The organism is Mycobacterium sp., from assembly GCF_032159775.1.
Lineage (GTDB): Bacteria > Actinomycetota > Actinomycetes > Mycobacteriales > Mycobacteriaceae > Mycobacterium.
The window spans coordinates 16591-36625 of the sequence record NZ_JAVHWK010000092.1 but is presented as its reverse complement, the minus strand read 5'-3'; the positions used below and the strand labels follow the sequence as shown (position 1 = coordinate 36625).

At 66.1% G+C, this 20035-nt stretch carries 21 protein-coding genes and 1 pseudogene; 13 read left to right on the top strand and 9 right to left on the bottom strand.

Annotated elements, in window-relative coordinates; genetic code table 11:
• Nucleotide 1: 1 nt before the first annotated feature.
• Nucleotides 2–1216: an ROK family protein gene (locus QOJ24_RS10060; RefSeq protein ID WP_526260845.1), complete on the top strand. Its 1215-nt coding sequence runs from the start codon at nucleotides 2–4 to the stop codon at nucleotides 1214–1216.
• Here the strand turns inward: QOJ24_RS10060 and QOJ24_RS10055 are convergent.
• Nucleotides 1191–2186, bottom strand: coding sequence for a cytochrome d ubiquinol oxidase subunit II (locus QOJ24_RS10055; protein WP_526260844.1), 996 nt, complete (start codon nucleotides 2184–2186; stop codon nucleotides 1191–1193). The genes QOJ24_RS10060 and QOJ24_RS10055 overlap by 26 nt on opposite strands.
• Nucleotides 2183–3571 carry a cytochrome ubiquinol oxidase subunit I gene (locus tag QOJ24_RS10050; RefSeq protein ID WP_526260843.1) on the bottom strand — a complete coding sequence of 463 codons (1389 nt, stop codon included), beginning with the start codon at nucleotides 3569–3571 and terminating at the stop codon, nucleotides 2183–2185. The genes QOJ24_RS10055 and QOJ24_RS10050 overlap by 4 nt, the downstream gene beginning before the upstream one ends.
• 156 nt (nucleotides 3572–3727) lie before the next feature.
• Between QOJ24_RS10050 and QOJ24_RS10045 the strand changes: the two genes are divergently transcribed.
• Nucleotides 3728–4717 carry a helix-turn-helix transcriptional regulator gene (locus QOJ24_RS10045; protein WP_526260842.1) on the top strand — a complete coding sequence of 330 codons (990 nt, stop codon included), beginning with the start codon at nucleotides 3728–3730 and terminating at the stop codon, nucleotides 4715–4717.
• 65 nt (nucleotides 4718–4782) lie between these two features.
• Nucleotides 4783–5169: a hypothetical protein gene (locus QOJ24_RS10040; protein ID WP_526260841.1), complete on the top strand. Its 387-nt coding sequence runs from the start codon at nucleotides 4783–4785 to the stop codon at nucleotides 5167–5169.
• On the opposite strand, the gene QOJ24_RS10035 is transcribed toward QOJ24_RS10040, so the two are convergent.
• From QOJ24_RS10035 to QOJ24_RS10020, 4 genes are all read right to left on the bottom strand, one after another.
• Nucleotides 5166–7007: a CheR family methyltransferase gene (locus QOJ24_RS10035; RefSeq protein ID WP_526260840.1), complete on the bottom strand. Its 1842-nt coding sequence runs from the start codon at nucleotides 7005–7007 to the stop codon at nucleotides 5166–5168. The two genes, QOJ24_RS10040 and QOJ24_RS10035, sit on opposite strands and share 4 nt — an antisense overlap.
• A 51-nt stretch (nucleotides 7008–7058) precedes the next feature.
• Complete coding sequence (locus QOJ24_RS10030; RefSeq protein ID WP_526260839.1) at nucleotides 7059–7820, bottom strand: STAS domain-containing protein; 762 nt, start codon at nucleotides 7818–7820, stop codon at nucleotides 7059–7061.
• On the bottom strand, nucleotides 7810–8835 hold the full coding sequence (locus QOJ24_RS10025) for a chemotaxis protein CheB (protein WP_526260838.1): 1026 nt from the start codon (nucleotides 8833–8835) through the stop codon (nucleotides 7810–7812). Before QOJ24_RS10025 ends, QOJ24_RS10030 begins: the two co-directional genes overlap by 11 nt.
• A 70-nt stretch (nucleotides 8836–8905) precedes the next feature.
• Nucleotides 8906–9772 (bottom strand): TIGR03619 family F420-dependent LLM class oxidoreductase, encoded by an 867-nt coding sequence (locus tag QOJ24_RS10020; RefSeq protein ID WP_526260837.1) that lies wholly within the window; start codon nucleotides 9770–9772, stop codon nucleotides 8906–8908.
• 74 nt (nucleotides 9773–9846) lie between these two features.
• On the opposite strand from QOJ24_RS10020, the gene QOJ24_RS10015 reads away from it, so the two are divergent.
• Nucleotides 9847–10113 (top strand): DUF4235 domain-containing protein, encoded by a 267-nt coding sequence (locus QOJ24_RS10015; RefSeq protein ID WP_526260836.1) that lies wholly within the window; start codon nucleotides 9847–9849, stop codon nucleotides 10111–10113.
• Nucleotides 10114–10133: 20 nt separating this feature from the next.
• Complete coding sequence (locus tag QOJ24_RS10010; RefSeq protein ID WP_526260835.1) at nucleotides 10134–11321, top strand: MFS transporter; 1188 nt, start codon at nucleotides 10134–10136, stop codon at nucleotides 11319–11321.
• On the opposite strand, the gene QOJ24_RS10005 is transcribed toward QOJ24_RS10010, so the two are convergent.
• Nucleotides 11279–12067 (bottom strand): DUF4873 domain-containing protein, encoded by a 789-nt coding sequence (locus QOJ24_RS10005; protein ID WP_526260834.1) that lies wholly within the window; start codon nucleotides 12065–12067, stop codon nucleotides 11279–11281. The two genes, QOJ24_RS10010 and QOJ24_RS10005, sit on opposite strands and share 43 nt — an antisense overlap.
• Entirely contained in the window at nucleotides 12064–12975 is a 912-nt protein-coding gene (locus QOJ24_RS10000; RefSeq protein ID WP_526260833.1) for a diiron oxygenase, read from the bottom strand. Before QOJ24_RS10000 ends, QOJ24_RS10005 begins: the two co-directional genes overlap by 4 nt.
• A 129-nt stretch (nucleotides 12976–13104) precedes the next feature.
• On the opposite strand from QOJ24_RS10000, the gene QOJ24_RS09995 reads away from it, so the two are divergent.
• The 6 genes and pseudogenes from QOJ24_RS09995 to QOJ24_RS09970 all read left to right on the top strand — a co-directional run bounded on the left by QOJ24_RS09995 (nucleotide 13105) and on the right by QOJ24_RS09970 (nucleotide 17865).
• The gene (locus QOJ24_RS09995; protein WP_526260832.1) at nucleotides 13105–14154 is read left to right on the top strand and encodes a YhjD/YihY/BrkB family envelope integrity protein; all 1050 of its coding nucleotides are present in this window, start codon (nucleotides 13105–13107) and stop codon (nucleotides 14152–14154) included.
• Nucleotides 14155–14169: 15 nt separating this feature from the next.
• Entirely contained in the window at nucleotides 14170–14910 is a 741-nt protein-coding gene (cobF, locus tag QOJ24_RS09990; RefSeq protein WP_526260831.1) for a precorrin-6A synthase (deacetylating), read from the top strand.
• Nucleotides 14911–14919: 9 nt separating this feature from the next.
• On the top strand, nucleotides 14920–15306 hold the full coding sequence (locus tag QOJ24_RS09985; protein WP_526260830.1) for a phage holin family protein: 387 nt from the start codon (nucleotides 14920–14922) through the stop codon (nucleotides 15304–15306).
• Between the two features lie 27 nt (nucleotides 15307–15333).
• Nucleotides 15334–15576 (top strand): annotated as a pseudogene (locus tag QOJ24_RS09980) (DNA-formamidopyrimidine glycosylase family protein); the annotation flags it as partial.
• 162 nt (nucleotides 15577–15738) lie between these two features.
• Nucleotides 15739–16227: a zinc finger domain-containing protein gene (locus QOJ24_RS09975; protein ID WP_526260865.1), complete on the top strand. Its 489-nt coding sequence runs from the start codon at nucleotides 15739–15741 to the stop codon at nucleotides 16225–16227.
• A gap of 63 nt (nucleotides 16228–16290) precedes the next feature.
• Complete coding sequence (locus QOJ24_RS09970; RefSeq protein WP_526260829.1) at nucleotides 16291–17865, top strand: succinic semialdehyde dehydrogenase; 1575 nt, start codon at nucleotides 16291–16293, stop codon at nucleotides 17863–17865.
• 6 nt (nucleotides 17866–17871) lie between these two features.
• Here QOJ24_RS09970 and QOJ24_RS09965 read toward each other — a convergent pair whose 3' ends face one another.
• Entirely contained in the window at nucleotides 17872–18441 is a 570-nt protein-coding gene (locus tag QOJ24_RS09965) for a chorismate mutase (protein ID WP_526260828.1), read from the bottom strand.
• A gap of 26 nt (nucleotides 18442–18467) precedes the next feature.
• On the opposite strand from QOJ24_RS09965, the gene QOJ24_RS09960 reads away from it, so the two are divergent.
• Together QOJ24_RS09960 and QOJ24_RS09955 are read left to right on the top strand one after the other, a co-directional pair.
• On the top strand, nucleotides 18468–19217 hold the full coding sequence (locus QOJ24_RS09960) for an SDR family oxidoreductase (RefSeq protein ID WP_526260827.1): 750 nt from the start codon (nucleotides 18468–18470) through the stop codon (nucleotides 19215–19217).
• A gap of 46 nt (nucleotides 19218–19263) precedes the next feature.
• A complete protein-coding gene (locus tag QOJ24_RS09955; protein ID WP_526260826.1) occupies nucleotides 19264–19992 on the top strand; it encodes a hypothetical protein in 729 nt (242 codons plus the stop codon).
• The last annotated feature ends 43 nt before the right edge of the window (nucleotides 19993–20035 follow it).

The following is a 20035-nucleotide window of genomic DNA, read 5'->3' as shown; positions in this document are numbered from 1 at the left end:
CATGGCCTTTTCCCGAAGTTCGACGGCCGCCACGGCCGGCGATATCTATGGCCTGATCCGCGCCGCGGGTGCGACGACCCGTACGGAAATCGGTGACCAGACTGGGTTGTCCCGCACCGCTGTGGCCGCACGCGTCGCGGCACTCGCAGATCAGGGTCTGATCGTTGAGCGTGAACAAGCGCCGTCCACGGGCGGCCGTCCCGCCGCGCTGCTGACGTTCAACGCCGACGCCGGAGTCGTGCTCGCCGCCGCGATCGGGCGCAGCAGAACCCGGCTCGCGGTGTGCAACCTCGCCGGCGAGATCTTGGCTGCAGGTGACATCGACCAGGAGATCGGCATCGGTCCCGACGAGCTGATGCCCGACGTGGTCAAGAGGCTCGACGTCCTCCTCGACGGGCATCGGGATGTCCGCATTCACGGCGTGGGGTTGTGCCTGCCCGGAACCGTCGATCAGCAGCGTGGCTGCAGCCTCGACTCGCCGATCATGAGCGGCTGGGACGGGGTGCCGCTGGCGCCGTATTTCGCCGAGTTGACCGATGCGCCCGTCATTCTCGACAACGACGTCAACGTCATTGCGCTGGCGGAACGACGGGGCGACCGTCAAGCCGTCGACGATGTGCTGGTCATCAAGGCCTCGACAGGTCTCGGCGCAGGCATCATCGCCGGCGGTTCGCTACAGCGCGGCGCCGTGCAGGCTGCCGGGGAGTTCGGTCACAACAAGACGCCAGCGGCCGACGGGGTGCCGTGCCGATGCGGCGACACCGGCTGCCTGGAAGCGATCGCGGGCGGTTGGGCACTGGTGCTGGCGCTGACACAGCAGGGCCGCGCGGTCGGCCATATCCGCGACGTCGTGGAGTTGGCCAACGGCGGTGACGCCGAAGCGCGCAGGTTGATCCGCGACAGCGGGCGACATGTCGGCGAGGTCCTCGCTGCTGCGGTGAATCTACTGAACCCCGCGCTGCTGGTTGTCGCGGGCGATATGGCAAGGGCGTACGACATCTTCGTGGCAGGCCTGCGGGAAACGTTGTACGGCAACGCGACCGCGCTGGCGACCCGCGTGCTGCACGTGGTGCCGACCACCTACGGGGACCGGTCCGGTGTCGTCGGCAGCGCCACCATGGTGCTCGACCACGTGCTGAGTCCGCGCCTCATCGATGCGGCGCTCGGTGCCGACGCAGGGAGGCGAAAGTTCAGGCGCGGTTCCACTGCTGGGTGAGCCGGAAGAGGTAGGTCAATGCGGGCAGCACGATCACACCCGCGAGCCCGACGACGATCAGCAGCCCGACCAGTGTGGAGTCGGCGCCCGCGGCGTCGTCGATGGTGACCTGATCGACCAGCAGCCACGGATACTGACCGACTCCCCATCCGGTGACCACCGAGCCGACGGCGACGACCGCGGAAATCCTTGCCGGAGAGTACTTTCGGCGATACAGCAGGGCGAGGGTCGCCGCACCCGCCACCGCCGCCAGTGCCAGTAACGGTGACGCGACCGTGCGCAACCCGTGGCTCAACGTGGGAGCGTCGTGAGCAACGGGATAGAGTCCCGCGAACACGACGACGCCGGTGGCAACGCCGACCGCGAGTGTGCGGATACGCAGTCGCTCGGCCAGTGCCGTGCTGCCTGCGCGGGCCGCGTCGGCGGTGAGGAACACCCCGGCGAGGAAGACACATGTGGTGGCGGCCAGACACCCGCCGACCATCGAGGTGGGGTTTATCCACGATCCGACGAGGTCGCCATATCCGTCGGCGGGTACCCGACCCGACGCGATCGCGCCTGCCGCGGCGCCGAGGAAGAACGGCGTGATCACCGACGACGCCGCGAAGATCGCGCCGAAGAGGCGGGCCTGCGCGAAGGTCTCCGAATACTTGCGGAACGCAAACGTCGCTCCGCGCAACACGATCCCCGCAAGCGCCAGAAGGAGCGGGATAAAGAGGGTGGTGGTCGCGGCGGCGAATGTGGTTGGGAAGCCCGTCCACCACATCACCAGGATGTAGATGAGCCAGACGTGGTTGGCTTCCCACACCGGCCCGATGCTGGTGTCGACGAGAGTGCGGATTTCACTGCCACGTTCGTCGAATCCGGCGGTGAGGTCGTAGAAGCCCGAGCCGAAGTCGGCCCCCGCGAACAATGCGTACACAACGACGCCGACGAACATCGCCATCGCCACCACCGACGCCAGCGTCACGACGCCGTCTCCTCCCGCGGGGGCCCGTACGGGCTCGGCAGGTCGGTCTCACCGGTACGCCACCGCTTCGCCATGGAACGCAACACGACGTACGCCCCGACCGTCATGCCCAGATAGATGACGAGGACGCCGAGGTAGCTCCACCAGAGGCCGGCGTTCGTGCTGGCGGCATCGGTGGTGCGAAGTACCTGCCACACCGTCCACGGTTGGCGGCCGACTTCGGTGGCAACCCAGCCGAGTTCGACCGCAAGAATGGCCAGTGGTCCTGCGATCACCGAAAACCGAAGGAACCAACGGTTGTTCAATAGATCGATACCGCGCCAACGGAGTAACCAGTACATGACGACGCCTGCCGCCAGCAGCGTGCCGATGACCACCATCGACTGGAAGGACAGGTGGGTGATGTTCACCGGCGGCCAGTCGGACTCGGGAGCCGTGTCCAAACCGGGCACCGGTCTGTCGAACGAGTTGCGCGCGATTATCGAGCCGAGTCGCGGTATCTCCAACGCCCAGCGCACCTCGCCGTCGATCAGCAGGCCGCCCAACCGAAACGGCGCAGGCCCCTCAGTCGTCTCGGCAAGCTCGAACGCCGCCAGCTTCGCCGGCTGTGTGTCGGCGATCCGCATGCCGAGTATGTGACCGACGATCGGCTGGGCGATGGCGGCCACCGTTCCGAACACGAACGGCACCGTGAAGCCGAGGCGATGGTGCGCGTCGGTCCGCCCGCGCAGTAGGCCGGCCGCATACACGCCCGACACGACAAGGCCGACCACCATGAACGCCGCCAGCCACATGTGCAGAAACTGAAACCAGACACCGTCGTTGAACATCGCCCGCCACGGGTTGATGTCGGTCACGACGCCGTCGCGTACCGCGAACCCCGTGGGATGGTTCATCCAGGCATTGACCGACACCACGCAGAACGTGCCCACGATGCCGGCCACACCCATCGGGATCAGCATCGCCAAATGCCGCCGCGGCGGCATGCGGTCCCAGCCGTACAGGTAGATGCCGAGGAATATCGCCTCGACGAAGAACGACAAGCCCTCGAACGCGAACGGCAGGCCGAGCACATCGCCGAAACGCCCCATCAGGCCCGGCCACAGTAGACCCATCTCGAAGCTCAGCACCGTGCCGGACACCGCGCCGATGGCGAACAGGACCGCCGACACCTTGCCCCACCGCTTGGCGAGGCCGAGTGCGACCGGATCGTCGCGCACGATGCCGCGCCGGTGCATTACGTAGATGACGGTCGGAAAGGCGACACCGAAACACGCGAGGATAATGTGCCAACCCAGGGATACCGCCATCTGCTGGCGCGCAGGAAACAGTCCGGGCGGCCCCGCCTCGGATGTCAGCGCCAGAAATGTGTCGCCGAGCCCCACCCCAGCGAGCCTAATCTGCAGCGGGCGATCGCTGACCAAACTGTGACCTCACTGACTGCGGCCTCACTGGCGGCCGACCCTGGCACCCGATGCCGCGTATCGTGTCGGCCATAGGGGGTCGAGCCTTGCGCCCTGAGGGACCTGTCACCTCAAGAGGTGATCATCATCAACATCGGCCATGCCAAGGTGCACCCGCCCGTGCGATCGCGGGCGGAGTTGTTCGACGCGGCAGAGATTGCGAAGTATTTGGACTCCGCCTACGGCGTCCGGATGCGACTCGAGGAGAGTGCGCCGCACAACGCGTCGCTCACCCACGCCCGCGTCGACATCGGGGCGGTGGCCGTCGACGACATCGAGCTGCCTGGCGAGTTGCACGCCGAGCCTGACCCGCTCAACAAAGTCGTCACCGTTTGGGCCCGCAACGGCAAGGTGTCCAGTCAATGCGGCGGGCTCTCCGGCGAAGCCGTCGAAGGCGAGGTCACGGTGCTGGCCCAGCCGGATCTGCCTTACTCCGCGCACTTCGTGGACATCAACTCCACGACGATGTTGCTGGATGCTGATCTTGTCGCCGACGTCGCGGGCGCCACGACGGACGGTCATGCGCCGGTGATCCGTTTTTCGAGTTTCCGCCCTGCCGACGAGACGGTGGCCCGACTCTGGACGGACACGGTCTCCTACGTCAAAGACTGCGTGCTGGCCGATGACAATGCGGCCACACCGCTGGTGCTCGGACACTGCAGCCGACTACTGGCAACGGTCACCTTGTCCACTTTCCCGAACACGATCATCCCCGAACCGCGTTCCTATGATCGCACTGATTCCGGTCCTGCGCTGCTCCGTCGCGCGCTCTCCTATATCGAGGCCAATGCCGCGAACGACATTGCGCTGGCCGATATCGCGCGGGCCGTTCACGTGACACCTCGCGCCGTGCAATACATGTTCCGCCGTCATCTTGACTGCACGCCGCTGCAATATCTGCGCAATGTGCGGCTGGATCTGGCCCATCGAGACCTGCTGGCCGCGCAACGCCCGGAGCAGACCGTGGCCCAGATCGCCGCGCGCTGGGGATTCATGCACACCGGACGGTTCGCGGTGCTGTACCGGCAGACCTTCGGGCAAAGCCCGCACGAGACCCTGCGAACGTGACCGCGTCGAATCGGTGGGTCAGCGTACCGTCAGCAGATAACTACCACGGCACACAAGGTGCGACCATGGCCACTGAGCCCTTGCCCGACTTCGCCGCCCGCGGCGACCGGGCCCGGGCGCGCGCCAAGGAGTTGGAGCAACGACGCGCCGAGCTGGCCGACGGTCTGCCGGTGACCGAGCAGACCGTGAAACACGCGCATCAACGGGCCGGCGAAGCGCTGAAGCGCGCCGAGGAGGCGCACCATGCCTCCGCGCAACGCCATATAGACGCCAGCCACGCTCATCGCAGAGCAGCGGCCGCTCACGAGCAGGCCGCGATGCTGGCCGGGGACGGCTCCGGCGAGGTCCACCAGGACGCCGCCGAACATCACCGCGACGAGGCGACGCGCCACGATCGAGCGGCAGTCGACGAGGCGGCCGCGGGAGAGGCCGACGCGCGTCGGCAGGACTAGCGCTGCACCTCCATCAGAAGCAACGCGCCGCCGATGGCCTCCGATGACCGGAACGGCGTGCACGTCACGCGGACACTAGCGTGTCGGCCGCGACGGGTGACCGCGTCGACGACGGTCTCTCCGACGCTGTCCGAGTCGACGAGGGCGTGGCCGATCATCGGCTTGATCTCGTCCAGGGGCAGTCCCATGTCGAGGGACGTGAGAACGGTGCCTACGGTCTCTGCCGCTCGCAGCCCCCACAGTTCTTCGCAGGCCTGGTTCCACACCATCACGCGCATTTCCCGATCGATCACCACCAGCCCCGAATGAACCGAGTTGGCAACGGAATTGAGAAAGCTTCTGGCTTCGTTCAGCTCGACGCTGCGGTCGCGCAGGGTGTCGTTGATGGTGTGCAGCTCGTCGTTCGTCGACTGCAACTCCTCGTTCAACGTCTCGAGTTCTTCGTTCGTCGACTGCAACTCCTCGTTGGTGGTCTCGAGCTCTTCCACCGTCGACTGCAGTTCCTCGTTTGTGGTTTCCAGTTCTTCGTTGGTCGACTGCAACTCCTCGTAGGCCGCCTCGAGCTGGTGGTTGGTCTGCAAGACCTTGTCCAGCAGTGCCCGGTTCGCGGTCACGTCGAAAAATACGATGGAGACGCCGAGCAGCCCGTGCTCCGGGGCGACCAATGGATTGATGTGGACCTCGAACCATGCCGTGTCGCGCCCCGGCCGCGTCAACTTGACGTCTTGAACCCGGGCCGACCTGCGCTCGACCTTCGCCTGCTCGATATAGGTACGAAGTTCGAGCGGCCGGTAGGACACTTCCAGATCGCGCAGCAGCCGTCCGATGTCGCGCGTCGACAGGCCGAACATGGCTTCGGCCTGGTGGTTGATCATCGCCACGGTGTCCTCGCCGGTGACCACGATCTCGGGGACCGGACTGACGCGAAACGCCAACTCGCGGATCGGGTCCAGGGTGGACAGGTCGCCATGGCGGACGGTCGGCGCCGACAAGTCGAAATGCGTGGCGCCTGTGTGCGTACCCAGTGCCTTGCGGAAGATGCGGTTGCCCAAGTCGACGGGGGGGAATCGGTCGCCATGACTCAACAACATCTCGGCATGGCCCAGGAACAGCAAGCCTCGCGGCGCAAGGGCGAAGTGCAACCGGTTCAACACGTTTCGCTGTGTCTCCCCGTTCATGTACATCAGCGTGTTGCGGCAGGACAGCAGATCGACCCTGGAGATCGGCGCGTCCTTCACCAGGTCGTTGCGGCCGAAGATGACGGCACGCCGAACGTCTTTGTTGACCGCGAAACTCCCGTTGCTCCGATCGAAGTAGCGTTCCCGCAGATCCTCGGGCACCGAGTCGACCTGCTTGGCGTCGTAGACCGCGGCTCGCGCTTGAGCGAGAGCATCCTCGTCGATGTCGGTGGCGTAGATCTTGACGCGCTGGCGGTACGCGTCGGGGCCGAGCGCCTCGGCGAGCAGCATCGCCAGGCTGTACGGCTCCTGACCCGACGCACAGCCGGCACTCCACAGGCGGATCGGGTCGGCGGGACCGCGTGCGGCCAGTATCGCCGGTATGACATCCGCGCGGATGTATTCCCACGCGTCCGAGTCACGGAAAAACGAGGTGACGTTGATCAGGATGGTGTTGAACAGGGCGACGAACTCGTCAGGGCTGGTCTGGAGCGTGTCGAGGTATTCGTCGAACGTCGTGTGGCCCGCTTGGTTCATCCGGTGCCGCACTCGCCGCATCAGCGAGGCGCGCTTGTAGCCGGTGAAATCGAAGCCCCGTTGATCCCTCAGGTATCGCAGCAGAGCCTCGAACTTGTCGTCTGTCTGGCCATCCTCGTCCACCCCTGGCCCCTGTCCGCGGAGGTTGTACCGCGAGGTCGAACATACTCGCGCCTACAGCCGGTTCTCGGGGCCGATGACAGCCCACACCGTCTTACCCGTCGGGGTCGGCGAATTGCCCCACATCCGGCACATTGCGTTGAGGATGTTCAGCCCCGACGGCCTACCCGTGGCTTGCGACCACTCGGAAACGTTGGCCTGCGAGTGGCTGCAGTCCTCCACTGCCACCATCACGGTTTCGCCGTCAGTCTCCAGTCGAAGCCGGGGGTCGCAGGTGGTGTGTGCAAGGACGTTCTCGACAAAGGTCGTCACGATTATCTTTGACACCGCGATCCAGTCCGGCATCGACCACGCCTGCAGCCATTCCGCGACGAACTCCCTGGACCGCCGCAGGCTGGTGGCGTGAGCAGGCAGGTCGATGCGTACACGTTGGCGGCCCAGCCGCGATCCGGCGAAAGCGCACGCACTACAAGCAGATTCGACGCTCGGATAAACGGGGACATAGCGGGTGATCCCGTTGCGGGTCAGGGCGTCGCGCCCCGAACCGCGGTCACAGGCCAACAGAATCGGTACCTCGGGCCAACGCTCGACGTGCCAACGGGCACTGGTGAAGACCGCCAGGGCGGATTCTCGCGGAACGAGTAATCCGCTGACGTCGACGACGACCGCTCGAGGATCGTCCAGAGCGGCCTTGATGATGTTGTCGCGCAGGTAAAGATAGGTCGTTGCGTCGAGCACACCATCGGGGGTCAACACGATGATTCGGCCGACGGTGTCCGACCCGACGACCAGTTTGGACGCTGAGCTACTCGTCACCGCGTTCACCCGCCGAACGGGTAATCCCCGACAGGCGGCTGCCAATGATCGACATTGCGTTCTCGGCCTCGTCGGCCGACTCCGAGTATCGCCGGTGCAACACGCCTGTGCCGACGTGGTCCGCCATCTTGCGCGCCAATCGTGCCTTCTCCTGCAGGCTGCGGAGGGCGACCCAGATCGCCTGTTCGACCTCCTGCTCGCGCGCCTGCAGAAGCGCTTCTCCGGTCCATGCGTGTCCGACTCGACATCGGAAACCGTTCTGGGCCGTGACCATCAGCGAGCCACCGCAATCCGGACAGATGTTCCCCGAGTGCGGTCCCAATGATTCGCCGTCGAACTCGAGCGAGAACTTGCTTCCCATCGCGATCCGGTTTTCCAGTTCCAGCCTGGCGTCGGGTTCCATGGCCCGCTCCTCAAATTCGCGATCGGCCAGCTGCGCGAGCAGGGGGCCGATCTCGGTGGCGGCAGCTTGATAATCGATAACGCCTGCGTTGATCGCGTTCTGCGGCATCGCCGGGAAGACGGCGTCGGCGGGCCGTTGTGCGACGGTGATGCCGCCTCTGGCTTTGATGGCCGCCGCCCCGGCGACACCATCGTCCAGCATGCCCGACAGCACGACCGCGATGGATGTGTGGCCCGAACTGAGAGCCACCGATCGGAAAAGGGCATTGATCGCGGGGCGGTGGCCGTTCTCCGCAGGCCCCTCCGTCAGCACCACCCGATGGTCATTGGTCAGAATATGCCGGTCGGGGACCGCCACGATGATTTTTCCAGCCTCCAACTTGTCACCGTCGGTGGCTGAAACGGCAGGCAACGGCCCGCTTCGGTCGATGATGCTGGCCAGCACACTCGGCGCGGTAGGCGGGATATGCAAAGCGATGAGAACCGCGTACGGCAAATCGGCAGGCAGACCGGACGCGAAGTCGGTGAGCGCCTCCACCCCGCCCGCGGAAGCGCCCACTGCCACGACCCCACGTAGTTCGTCGCCCGAAAGACCGCTATTAGGAAGCATCATTTATTCGGGTACCCATAGCTGTGCCGGGCAACCGTCTTCCCAGCGGAATGACCCGCCGCTTTCGCAACCGTCAGACGTTGGCCATCACCTTCTCGGCGAACGTTTCGAGGCTGCGGACCTTGGCGTCCAACGGCTCGATGTCGCTGCCCATCACGTAGGGGTTACGGAAGCCCACGATGGCGTCGGTGACGCCCTTGTCCTCAAGCCGCTTGATCCCGTCTGTGGTGTATGCGTCGGCGGACATGACGTGGATCTCGAACGGGCCGGTGCGGCCCTGCTCCGCACGGATCTCGTTCAGCCTGCCGATGAGTCGGTCGAGTTCCTTGCGACCGCTGCCGCCGTGCATCCATCCGTCGCAACGGACCGCACGGCGCAGAGCGGCTTCCGCGTGCCCGCCTATGAGGATCGGAATCGGTTCGGACGGAGCGGGGGTCATCTTCGTTTTCGGGATGTCGTAGAACTCGCCGTGGAACTCGAAGTACTCACCCGATGTCAGACCCCTGATGATGTCGATGCATTCGTCCATCCGCCTGCCGCGATTGGCGAAAGGAACGCCCAGCAGTTCGTAGTCTTCGGGCCACGGGCTGGTGCCGACGCCGAGCCCCAGCCGGTTGCCGAAGATCGCCGCAAGCGAACCGGCCTGCTTGGCCACCAGCGCAGGGGGCCGGATCGGCAGCTTGAGCACGAAGAAGTTGAATTTGAGCCTTGTCGTCACCGCGCACAACGCACCCGCGAGGACGAACGCTTCGACAAACGCCTTGCCATCGAGGAATTCGCGGTTGCCGTCGGGGGTGTAGGGATAGGGCGAGTTCGACTCGAAAGGGTAAGCGATGCTGTCCGCGATCGTCATCGCGTGATAGCCGGCGTCCTCGGCGGCCTTGGCCAGCGGTATGTAATAGATCGGGTCGGTCATCGCTTCCGCGTAGGTGAACCGCATGCCCGCATACTAGAACGCGTTCTAATTGACGCTGCCGTGTTTCGGCGCCTCCCTCCGGGGGAACGTCGTTGGCCATGAGCACGTCGAAAGCGTTGTACAAGCCTCTCTCGATCGGCATGAGCGTCCTCGGCGGGCTGATCGCCGGCAAGATCTTCACCGAGATCTGGCAGCGGGTGAACCCGGACGACGAGGAGCCCGATCCCAAGGACCTGAGTCGCTCGGCGCGTGAGGTGTTCATCGCCGCTGCGGTACAGGGCGTCATCGTCGGCCTCGTGCGGGCGGTGCTGGCGCGTGGCCAGGCCAAGGGCTTCGCGGCGCTGACCGACGAAGACCTCAGCTAGCCTTCGGGCATCATGTAGCAGTGCCCAGCTGGCTGACCCGCAACGTGCGGGTGCTGTCCGCCGTCTCCTTTCTGCAGGACACCGCAAGCGAACTGCTCTATCCGCTGCTGCCGATCTACCTGACCTCGGTACTCGGCGCGCCCCCGGCAGTCGTAGGCGCGGTGGAAGGCGTCGCTGAGGGCGCGGCATCGCTGACCAAGTTGGCAGCGGGACCCTTGGGTGACCGCTATGCCCGCAGGCCGTTGATCGCGACCGGGTACGGCATGGCGGCGCTGGGCAAGGTGATCGTCGCGGCGGCCACCGGATGGCCCGGTGTGCTGGCTGGCCGGGTGGTCGACCGGCTCGGCAAGGGTATTCGCGGAGCACCCCGCGACGCTCTGCTTGTCGACGGTATCGACCACGCCGCCCGGGGGCGGGTGTTCGGATTCCACCGCGCCATGGACACCTTCGGTGCGGTCGTCGGCCCGCTACTGGGGCTGGCCGGCTACCAGCTTCTCGACCATCAGATCGCGCCGCTGCTGTGGGTCGCGGTGATTCCCGGCGTATTGAGCGTCGCCCTGGTCTTTTTGGTGCGCGAGACGCGGCGGGCGGTGCCTGCACAACACAAAGCGATCTTCGCGCGGGTGGGGGAGCTGCCTCACGGGTACTGGCGGGTCACCGGGCTGTTGGTCGCCTTCGGCATCGTCAACTTCCCGGATGCGCTACTGCTGTTGCGGCTCAACGAGATCGGCTTCTCCGTCGTCGAGGTGATCCTGGCCTACGTCGGCTACAACCTGGTCTACGCCCTGTCGAGCTATCCGGCCGGTTTGCTCGCCGACCGCATCCCGCGCCCTGCGGTGTTCGGAATCGGTCTGACTTTTTTCGCCGTCGGCTACATCGGCCTCGGGCTGACCACCGACACCGTTGTGGCGTGGGTGCTGATCGCCGTCTACGGCCTCTTCACCGGATGTACCGATGGCGTTGCGAAGGCGTGGATTTCGTCGCTCGTCGGACCCGACCTGCAGGGCAGCGCGCAAGGAATTTTCCAGGGCGCCAGCGGTTTTGCGATCTTGATCGCAGGTATATGGGCGGGTCTGCTTTGGGGGACGGACGGCAGGCTGCCGCTTCTCGTCTCCGGCGTCGTCGGAGCGGTGTTCGCGGTCGTGCTTCTCGTCGTCGCGCCGCGCTACCGGCTCGGCACGACGACCTCGACATCGTCGAGGGCATAGGGCGGCGTCCCGACACCGACAACCGAGTACCTGCCCTGCGGTGTTCGTTCGGTGACCCGGCACTGCGCGCTGCGATCGCCGATCGTCAACGTCACCGGCTTCGGCCCGGTCAGCACCTCGTCGGATAGCTCATCGAAAACCGTTCCCTGCCAATGATATCGGCCATCGATGGGATCGAGGCGACCGGACAGCCGCACCCGCACCCGGCGTGGGTCATCGGCGAGGAGGAGTGTTGCTGCCCCGTCGTAGATCTCGTCGACGACGCCGACGTCTGAGCTCATGTCGAACGCGCTCGGCGCCGCCTTCGCCATCCGCCGCCAGTACGACGCGTCCGCGCGGTCGGATTTGTCGGCTCCGCGCAAGTCGAAGGTGCGTTGGGTGCTGAACAGCACCTCGATGCGGGTGCTGCCCGTGCGGTGCATCAGCCGCAGACACTCGGCGATGTAGTCCAGTCGTGCGTCGGCGACGGCGTCGACACCGGTGACCATGAAATAGTTCGGCACACCGTGCACGGCGACGCCGAGGTAGGGGGCGAGATCCTCGCGCCCCGACCGGGTTTGGTCGGTGACGACGACCCTGGCCCGGCACGTCGACAGCGTCCAGGTGTGGGTGGCCTCGTCGAAGGAGGCGCCGTCGAGCTCGTCTGCGTCGATGACCGCGCTGCCGGTGATGCCTGCCTTGGTGAGTCGTTTCTCGGCGCGGTCCACCCCGACGACGACGACGTCGTGGCAGCGACCTTCCGTCATTGCGGCAGGAAACCGGTGCGTCGCCACAACCGGCGCGCAATCGGTCCCATTAGACCGACCTCATCGAGAAACGCCGCCAGCGGAGCGAAACCCGCAACCTGAACCTCCTGGCGGTGCGGGCTGGTTCTGGCGAGCTGCCGGGCCAGGTCTGCGTCGAGCCCGACGCGCAGGTACGGGACCCTGCTGGTGAACAGGTAACGGAAGAAGTATCCGCCAAGGCCGTTGATGTTGGACACCCACATCCTGACGGGACGGCCCATGGTCGGCGTGCGCTTGCGCAGCCCGTCGCGGGCGAACTGGATGTGCCGGGCTTCCTCGGTCACGTGAATTCGCATGAGCCGCTGAACCATCGGCTGCAACTCGGGGTCGTCCATCATCCGCCGCTGGATGGAGTCGAAGATCTCCTCGCCGATCAACGCGGCGACCCACAGCACGGAACCCTTGAAACCCAGCGGCAGAGCATTGATGACGACACGGTGCCACCAGCGCGGCTGCACCGGCTTCGCGCCGACGTGCTCGATCGCCTTGCCGAACATCACCATGTGCCGGGTCTCGTCGCCGAGCTCGGTCAACTCGTAATGCGTGGATCGCGACGTCGGATCCTGGTGCATGATCTTGCGCAGCAGTGCCTGATTCAGGATGTTCTCGAACCAGATGCCGGCCGACAGGGTGTTGACGAATTCCTGGCGGGACAGCTCGATCTGCTGCTCACGGGTCATCGCGTCCCACATCGGGGTGCCGTAGAGGGAGACACTCTTCGGCGGCAGGAAGAACTTGTCTGGATCGAGTGGCGCATCCCAGTCGATGTCGACCACCGGCGCGTAAGACTTCTTCACCGAGCCCTTGAGCAGACGCTCGGCGAACTCTTGGCGGGTGGCTGCTGGCTGCTGCCTCATCGAGGCGGTCATCCGCATCTCCCTCGTTATGGGTGTTGTGGCTCAACGGTAGGGACGCCGGACAAAAGATGTCAATACCCGCGGTACCGGATACTTCGATTTGTGATCGTTTGACGCGACTGTCAGCGGGTACCGGCCCGTATGGCCCTTGACGTGAATGAAAGCAGCCGCCCACCCGAACCCGACGATCCGCGCAAACCCGAATCGCCGACAGATCTCACCAAGCCCTCGCTGTTCTACGTCCTTCGCAAGACCGCGCGGGAATTCCAGCAGGACCAGTGCACCGACCTCGCCGCGGCGCTGACGTACTACGCGGTGCTGTCACTGTTTCCAGCGCTGTTGGTGTTGGTCTCGCTGCTTGGCGTTGTCGGACAGGGCCGCCGAACCGTCGACGCGGTGCTGGAGATGGCCGCAGGCGTGGTGCCCGGCGACGCGATGAACCTGCTGCGTCCGACCATCGAGCAGCTGGTGGCTTCGCCGTCGGCGGGCGTCGCGCTGATCACCGGCGCGCTGGCGGCGCTGTGGTCGGCGTCTGGTTATGTCGGCGCATTCGGACGTGCGATGAACCGGATCTACGAGATCGACGAGGGCCGCCCCGTCTGGAAGCTGCGGCCGCTGCAGCTCGTTCTCACCTTGGCAGGCTTGCTACTGGCGACCGCTGTCGCGGTGATGCTGGTGATCAGCGGGCCGGTAGCCGAAACCGTCGGCAATGCGATCGGAGCGGGATCGGTCGCCGTGACGATATGGAACATCGCCAAGTGGCCGGTGATTCTGGTGTGCGTCGTTCTAGCCGTGGCCGTGCTGTACTACGCCACCCCGAACGTGAAGCAGCCGAAGTTCCGCTGGATGAGCATCGGGGCGGGGTTCGCAATCTTCATGTGGATCACGGCGTCGGTGTTGTTCGGCTTCTACGTTGCGAACTTCGGCAGCTACAACAAGACCTACGGCGCGCTCGCCGGGGTGATCGTCTTCCTGTTGTGGCTGTGGATCACGAACCTGGCCTTGCTGTTCGGCGCCGAACTGGACGCCGAACTCGAACGCGGCCGTCAGCTGCAGGCGGGGCTGCCCGCCGAGCGCGACATTCAGTTGCCGCCGCGCGACACCCGCGTTCTCGACAAGAACGAGAAAGCCGAAGAGAAGGACATTGAGCGTGCGGAGGAACTCCGGCGCACCAGGGGCGGAGAGCATTAGCGCATACTCACGGGCGTGACCCGTCGGATCCACGTCATCGGCATTGGGGCGGGCGACCCCGATTACGTGACGGCCGAAGCTGTCCGCGCACTCAACGACACGGCTGTCTTCTTCGCGATGGACAAAGGGGAAGCGAAGGACGATCTGGTGGCCTTGCGTCGGCAGATCTGCGAGCGGTTCATCGTGGATCCGTGCTACCGGTTCGTCGAACTCGCCGACCCGCAGCGAGCCAAGGACACCGACTACCGGCAGGCCGTCGCGCAGTGGCATTCGGCGCGGGCCGCCGTCTGGGCGGACGCGATCGAGCGTGAACTCGCACTTGAGGGCGTCGGCGCCTTTCTGGCTTGGGGCGACCCGTCGCTGTACGACAGCACGCTGCGGATCCTGGAAAAGGTCGCGGAGCGCGTGGAGATCACCTACGACGTCATTCCGGGGATTACCGCGATCCAGGCGCTGACGGCCCGACATCGCATCCCGCTCAACGACATCGGTGAACCCGTGTTGATCACCACCGGCAGGCGGCTGGCCGCCGACGGGTTGGCGGGCAGCGTCGTGGTGATGCTCGACGGCGAGTGCGCGTTCCGGTCGTGTCCGCCGCAGACCCGCATCTGGTGGGGCGCCTACCTCGGCACGCCCGACGAATTGCTGGTGTCGGGCGCCGTCGGCGAGGTCGGCGAGAAGATCGCCGAGCTGCGCGCCGAGGCACGGGCGGCCCACGGCTGGATCATGGACACGTATCTGCTGCGGCCAGCATAGGATCGGCGGATGGCATTTCTGCTGCGTGCGGCGTTGACCGGATTCGCTTTGTGGATAGTTACGCTCGTCGTTTCAGGCATCGACTTCGTCGGCGGCGACACCACTCTGCAGAGAGTCGGGATCATCCTGGTCGTCGCAGTCGTCTTCGGGCTCGTCAACGCGATCATCAAACCGATTGTGCAGCTCATCTCGATCCCGCTCTACATCCTCACGCTCGGCCTGTTCCACGTGGTGATCAACGCGTTGATGCTCTGGATCACCTCCTTGATCACCGAGAACACGACGCACTGGGGCCTTTACATCGACGACTTCTGGTGGACGGCGATCTGGGCGGCGATCGTGCTGTCGTTCGTCAGCTGGGCGCTGTCGCTGATCGTGCGAACCCCCAGCGCGTGACCCGAGCCTGACAGGCACACTGGGTTCATGCCCGAACTGCCCGAGGTCGAGGCGCTGGCTGACCACCTCCGTCGGCACGCCGTCGGCCTGACCGTCGGACGCGTCGACGTGTCCGCTCTTTCCGTGCTCAAGACGTTCGATCCGCCGACGACGGCCCTACACGGCCGCGACGTCACCGGCGCCAACCGGTGGGGCAAGTACCTCGGACTCGAGGTCGGCGACCTTCACCTGATCACCCACCTGTCCCGGGCGGGCTGGCTGCGCTGGTCCGACCAGCTGGCCGCGGCGCCGCTGAAACCGGGTAAGGGTCCGATCGCGCTGCGGGTGCATTTGGGAACACCTGGCGCGGCACCGGGGTTAAATGTCGCCGGCGGACCGGCCCCGGGATTCGATCTCACCGAGGCAGGCACGCAGAAGCGGTTGGCGGTCTGGCTGGTCGACGACCCCTCGACGGTCCCCCAGATCGCGGCGTTGGGGCCGGATGCGCTGGAGTTGTCGCGCGACGGCCTGACTGCGGTGCTGGCGGCTCAGGGCGGCCGGGTGAAGACCGTCATCACCGACCAGAAGGTGATCGCAGGCATCGGCAACGCGTACAGCGACGAGATCCTGCACGTCGCCAAGCTGTCGCCGTTCGCAACGGCGAACAAGCTGACCGATGCACAGCTTGCGGCGCTGCACGACGCGATGATCTCGGTGCTCAGCGACGCGGTGTCGCGGTCGGTCGGCCAGCAGGCGGCCACGTTGAAGGGGGAGAAGCGGTCAGGCCTGCGGGTGCACGCCCGTACCGGTCTGCCGTGCCCGGTGTGCGGTGACACGGTCCGGGAAGTGTCGTTCGCCGACAAGTCTTTTCAGTACTGCCCGACGTGCCAGACCGGCGGCAAGGTACTCGCCGACCGGCGGCTGTCGCGGCTGCTCAAGTGAGCCGCCCGTCCCTCCGTCCCGGGATGGCTGCTTAGGGCAGGGGGAATCGGGCAATCCGCAGTCATGACGACTCTGCAGGCTCGCGATGGCAACGCCCGGCTCGAACCGCTGCTCGGCGACTTGGCGCAGCGGGTGCAGGCCGCCGACCCGTCGCGGCGGCGTGAGGTCACCGACGCCATGACGGGCAGGCCGCTCGGACACGTGCCGCACTGCACCGCTGACGACGTGGTCGCGGCGGCGCACCGGGCCCGCGAAGTGCAGGCGCACTGGGCGGCCAGGCCGGTGGCCGAACGCGCCGAAGTGCTGCTGCGCCTGCACGACCTCGTGCTGGCACATCAAGACGAGGTGCTCGACTTGATCCAGCTGGAGAATGGAAAAGCGCGGAGGCACGCGTTCGAAGAAGTCATCGACGTCGCCCTGACGTCGCGGTACTACGCGCACACCGCCGAGGAGTACCTGCGGCCCAAGCGTCGGCAGGGTGTGCAGCTGATGCTCACCGAGGTGTGGGAACACCTGCACCCGAAGGGCCTCGTCGGTGTCATTTCGCCGTGGAACTATCCGCTCACCCTCGGGATCAGCGACGCGCTGCCCGCGATCGTGGCGGGCAACGCTGTGTTGGCCAAACCCGATGACCGGACGCCGTTCTCGCATCTATGGGCTGTGCACATGCTCGAGCGGGCAGGGATGCCGCCGGGGCTGGTGCAGACGGTCACCGGACCCGGATCGGAGCTTGGCACACCGATCATCGAGCAGTCCGACTATTTGATGTTCACCGGCTCGACCGGCACCGGCCGGACCGTCGCCAAGCAGGCCGCGGAGCGGTTGATCGATTACTCCATGGAGCTCGGCGGGAAGAACGCTCTGCTTGTGCTGGACGACGCCGACGTCGGCAAGGCCGCCAGGGGTGCGGTGCGGGCCGCCTTCTCCAACTCCGGGCAGCTGTGCATCTCGATCGAGCGCATCTACGTGCCGACGGCGATGTGGGACGACTTCGTCGACCGTTTCGTCGCTGCGACCAATGCCATGAAACTGACTGCCGGGCTTGATTATTCGGCCGACATGGGGTCGCTGATCAACGCGACGCAACTCGAGACCGTCACACAGCACGTCGACGATGCGGTCGGCAAGGGGGCGACGGTGCTCGCCGGCGGACGCGGCCGGCCGGACATCGGGCCGTACTTCTACGAGCCGACGATTCTGTCCGGGGTGCGCGAGGGGATGGATGCCTACGAAGACGAAACGTTCGGGCCGGTGGTGTCGCTCTATCCCGTCGATTCCGAGGAGGAGGCGATCACGAAGGCCAACGACAGCCGGTTCGGGCTGAACTTCAGTGTGTGGACCTCGGATCCAGAGCGCGGCCGACGAGTCGCCGCACGTTTGCAGGCGGGCACCGTCAACGTCAACGAGGCCTACGCCGCGGCATGGGCGTCCATCGACGCCCCGATGGGCGGCATGAAGGAATCCGGTGTGGGACGCCGCCACGGCGAGCACGGGATCGTGAAATACACCGAATTCCAGACGATCGCGACCGAGCGGGTGCTGCCCGTCGGCGTACCGCCGTGGATCCGCGCCGACCGGTACGCCCGCGTGATGACGGTGGGCTTGCGGGCGCTGCGGCGTATCCCTGGTGTCAAGTAGCGCTGCTCAAGCAGTCGGGCAGTACGACCGCGTTGCCGACGACAACGCCTGCCGGTACAGCGGGTCGAGCCCACGGTCGGTTGCGACGGCTTCGGTCGCGCCAGCCAGCTCGGCCGAGCACGCGGGAGCGTGCAGTGAATTCCATTGCAGGGCAATCTCGTCGACCATCGTCTTGTTGTAGCCGTCGATCGCGGCCCGGGAGTCGGCGAGGTCGGGAGCGGCCGTCGGCGCCGTCGACTCGTCGAACTTCCACTGGCCGAACAAGGCGTATTCGATGCCTTCGGTGGCGTTGATCTGGTCGGTGAAGACGGTCCGCACGTACTGCGGGTCCACGCCGTGAGCCGTCGCGTCGGCGGTAACGGCGTCAAGCACCTGGTTCGCGCGCTGCACATCGGTGATGGGCCCGCCGGTGATCCACTTGGATGCCGCGACGGGATCGGCGGTCGCCAGTCGCTGGGCCGCGGTGTCCACGAGCCGGTACAGCGGGTCCGCCGGTTGGGCGTCGGCGGTTGCGGGAAATGCGCCTACCAGCAGTGACCCGGCTACCAGCAGCGAAGCGGTTCGATTACGGCTCATCGCTCCATCATGCTTACGCTGTCCGGGTGACTCGCCAGAAGATCTTGATCACGGGTGCCAGCTCCGGCCTCGGCGCGGGTATGGCCAGGGCATTCGCCGCCAAGGGCCGCGACCTTGCGCTTTGCGCGCGACGCCTGGACCGGCTCGACGAGCTGAAGGCCGAGCTGACCGAGCGGCACCCGGGGATCACCGTCGCCGTAGCGGCGCTCGACGTCAACGACCACGAACAGGTGCCGAAGGTGTTCGCCGAGCTGGAAGACCAGCTGGGCGGTATCGACCGCGTCATCGTCAACGCAGGTATCGGCAAGGGCGCGCCGCTGGGATCGGGCAAGCTGTGGGCCAACAAGCAGACCATCGAAACGAACCTGGTCGCGGCGCTCGTCCAGATCGAAACGGCCATCGAGATGTTCAAGAACGCCGACGGCGGGCACCTGGTGCTCATCTCATCGGTCCTCGGCAACAAGGGTGTGCCCGGCGTCAAGGCCGCCTACGCCGCGAGCAAGGCCGGGGTGTCGTCGCTTGGCGAGTCGCTGCGCGCCGAGTATCCGAGCGGCCCGATCGCGGTGACCGTGCTGGAACCCGGCTACATCGAGTCGGAGATGACAGCCAAGTCGGGCTCGACGATGTTGATGGTCGACAACGAGTCGGGCACCAAGGCGATGGTCAACGCCATCGAGCGCGAGACTGGCCGGGCAGCCGTGCCGTTCTGGCCATGGGGGCCGTTGGTCGCGCTGCTCAAGGTGCTGCCGCCGCGGCTGACCAAGCCATTTGCTTAGTCGCGCTGCTGGTTTAAGCCTTTCGCGGCCGTGGTAGCCAAGTGCCATGAACGCGAAATTGACGAACCTGACGCCGATGTTCTTCGCGGGCGCCGCGGCAGCCGCGATCGCGCTCGCTCCAGCTGCCTTCGCTGACCCGCTGCCCTGTGTGAACGACGACGGCACGGCTTGCGTGACCACTCCCGAAGGCGGCGTGGCCGCCGCCGGACCGGAGGGCGCTTCGGGCGCTATACCAGGCGGGCCTGCTGGTTTTGCGGGTCCCGAGGGTGTGACAGCGGGTACGCCGGGCGGACCGGAAGGTGCTGCCGGACCTGAGGGTGTGACCGCGGGAACGCCTGGCGGTCCTGAGGGTGTGGCTGGGCCTGAGGGTGCGTCGGCCGAGGTCCCCGGTGGACCTGCCGGCACGGTTGGACCTGAGGGTGTGACTGCTGGAACGCCTGGCGGCCCGGAGGGTGTGGCTGGGCCTGAGGGTGCGTCGGCCGCGGTCCCCGGTGGACCCGCCGGCTCGGTTGGACCCGAGGGTGTGACCGCGGGAACGCCTGGCGGTCCTGAGGGTGTGGCTGGGCCTGAGGGTGCGTCGGCCGAGGTCCCCGGTGGACCCGCCGGCACGGTTGGACCCGAGGGTGTGACCGCGGGAACGCCTGGCGGTCCTGAGGGTGTGGCTAGCCCGGACGGAGCCACTGCCACCATTCCCGGCGCCGGCAGCGGAACTGCTGGGCCTGAGGGCGGCAACGGCTGTCTGTTCGGCTACTGCGCCGTCATTCCTGGTGCCTGACAAGTAATTACGAGGCAGTCGAGGCGCGCGGTCATCCGACCGT

What these genes read in the sequence shown, in the direction of transcription:
- QOJ24_RS09965 (WP_526260828.1), bottom strand. Translation starts at nt 18,441, where the DNA reads ATGAGCCGTAATCGAACCGCTTCGCTGCTGGTAGCCGGGTCACTGCTG.
- QOJ24_RS10025 (WP_526260838.1), bottom strand. Translation starts at nt 8,835, where the DNA reads ATGATGCTTCCTAATAGCGGTCTTTCGGGCGACGAACTACGTGGGGTC.
- QOJ24_RS10040 (WP_526260841.1), top strand. Translation starts at nt 4,783, where the DNA reads ATGGCCACTGAGCCCTTGCCCGACTTCGCCGCCCGCGGCGACCGGGCC.
- QOJ24_RS10020 (WP_526260837.1), bottom strand. Translation starts at nt 9,772, where the DNA reads ATGCGGTTCACCTACGCGGAAGCGATGACCGACCCGATCTATTACATA.
- QOJ24_RS09985 (WP_526260830.1), top strand. Translation starts at nt 14,920, where the DNA reads ATGGCATTTCTGCTGCGTGCGGCGTTGACCGGATTCGCTTTGTGGATA.
- QOJ24_RS09995 (WP_526260832.1), top strand. Translation starts at nt 13,105, where the DNA reads ATGGCCCTTGACGTGAATGAAAGCAGCCGCCCACCCGAACCCGACGAT.
- QOJ24_RS10060 (WP_526260845.1), top strand. Translation starts at nt 2, where the DNA reads ATGGCCTTTTCCCGAAGTTCGACGGCCGCCACGGCCGGCGATATCTAT.
- QOJ24_RS09955 (WP_526260826.1), top strand. Translation starts at nt 19,264, where the DNA reads ATGAACGCGAAATTGACGAACCTGACGCCGATGTTCTTCGCGGGCGCC.
- QOJ24_RS09970 (WP_526260829.1), top strand. Translation starts at nt 16,291, where the DNA reads ATGACGACTCTGCAGGCTCGCGATGGCAACGCCCGGCTCGAACCGCTG.
- QOJ24_RS10000 (WP_526260833.1), bottom strand. Translation starts at nt 12,975, where the DNA reads ATGACCGCCTCGATGAGGCAGCAGCCAGCAGCCACCCGCCAAGAGTTC.
- QOJ24_RS10005 (WP_526260834.1), bottom strand. Translation starts at nt 12,067, where the DNA reads ATGACGGAAGGTCGCTGCCACGACGTCGTCGTCGTCGGGGTGGACCGC.
- QOJ24_RS10015 (WP_526260836.1), top strand. Translation starts at nt 9,847, where the DNA reads ATGAGCACGTCGAAAGCGTTGTACAAGCCTCTCTCGATCGGCATGAGC.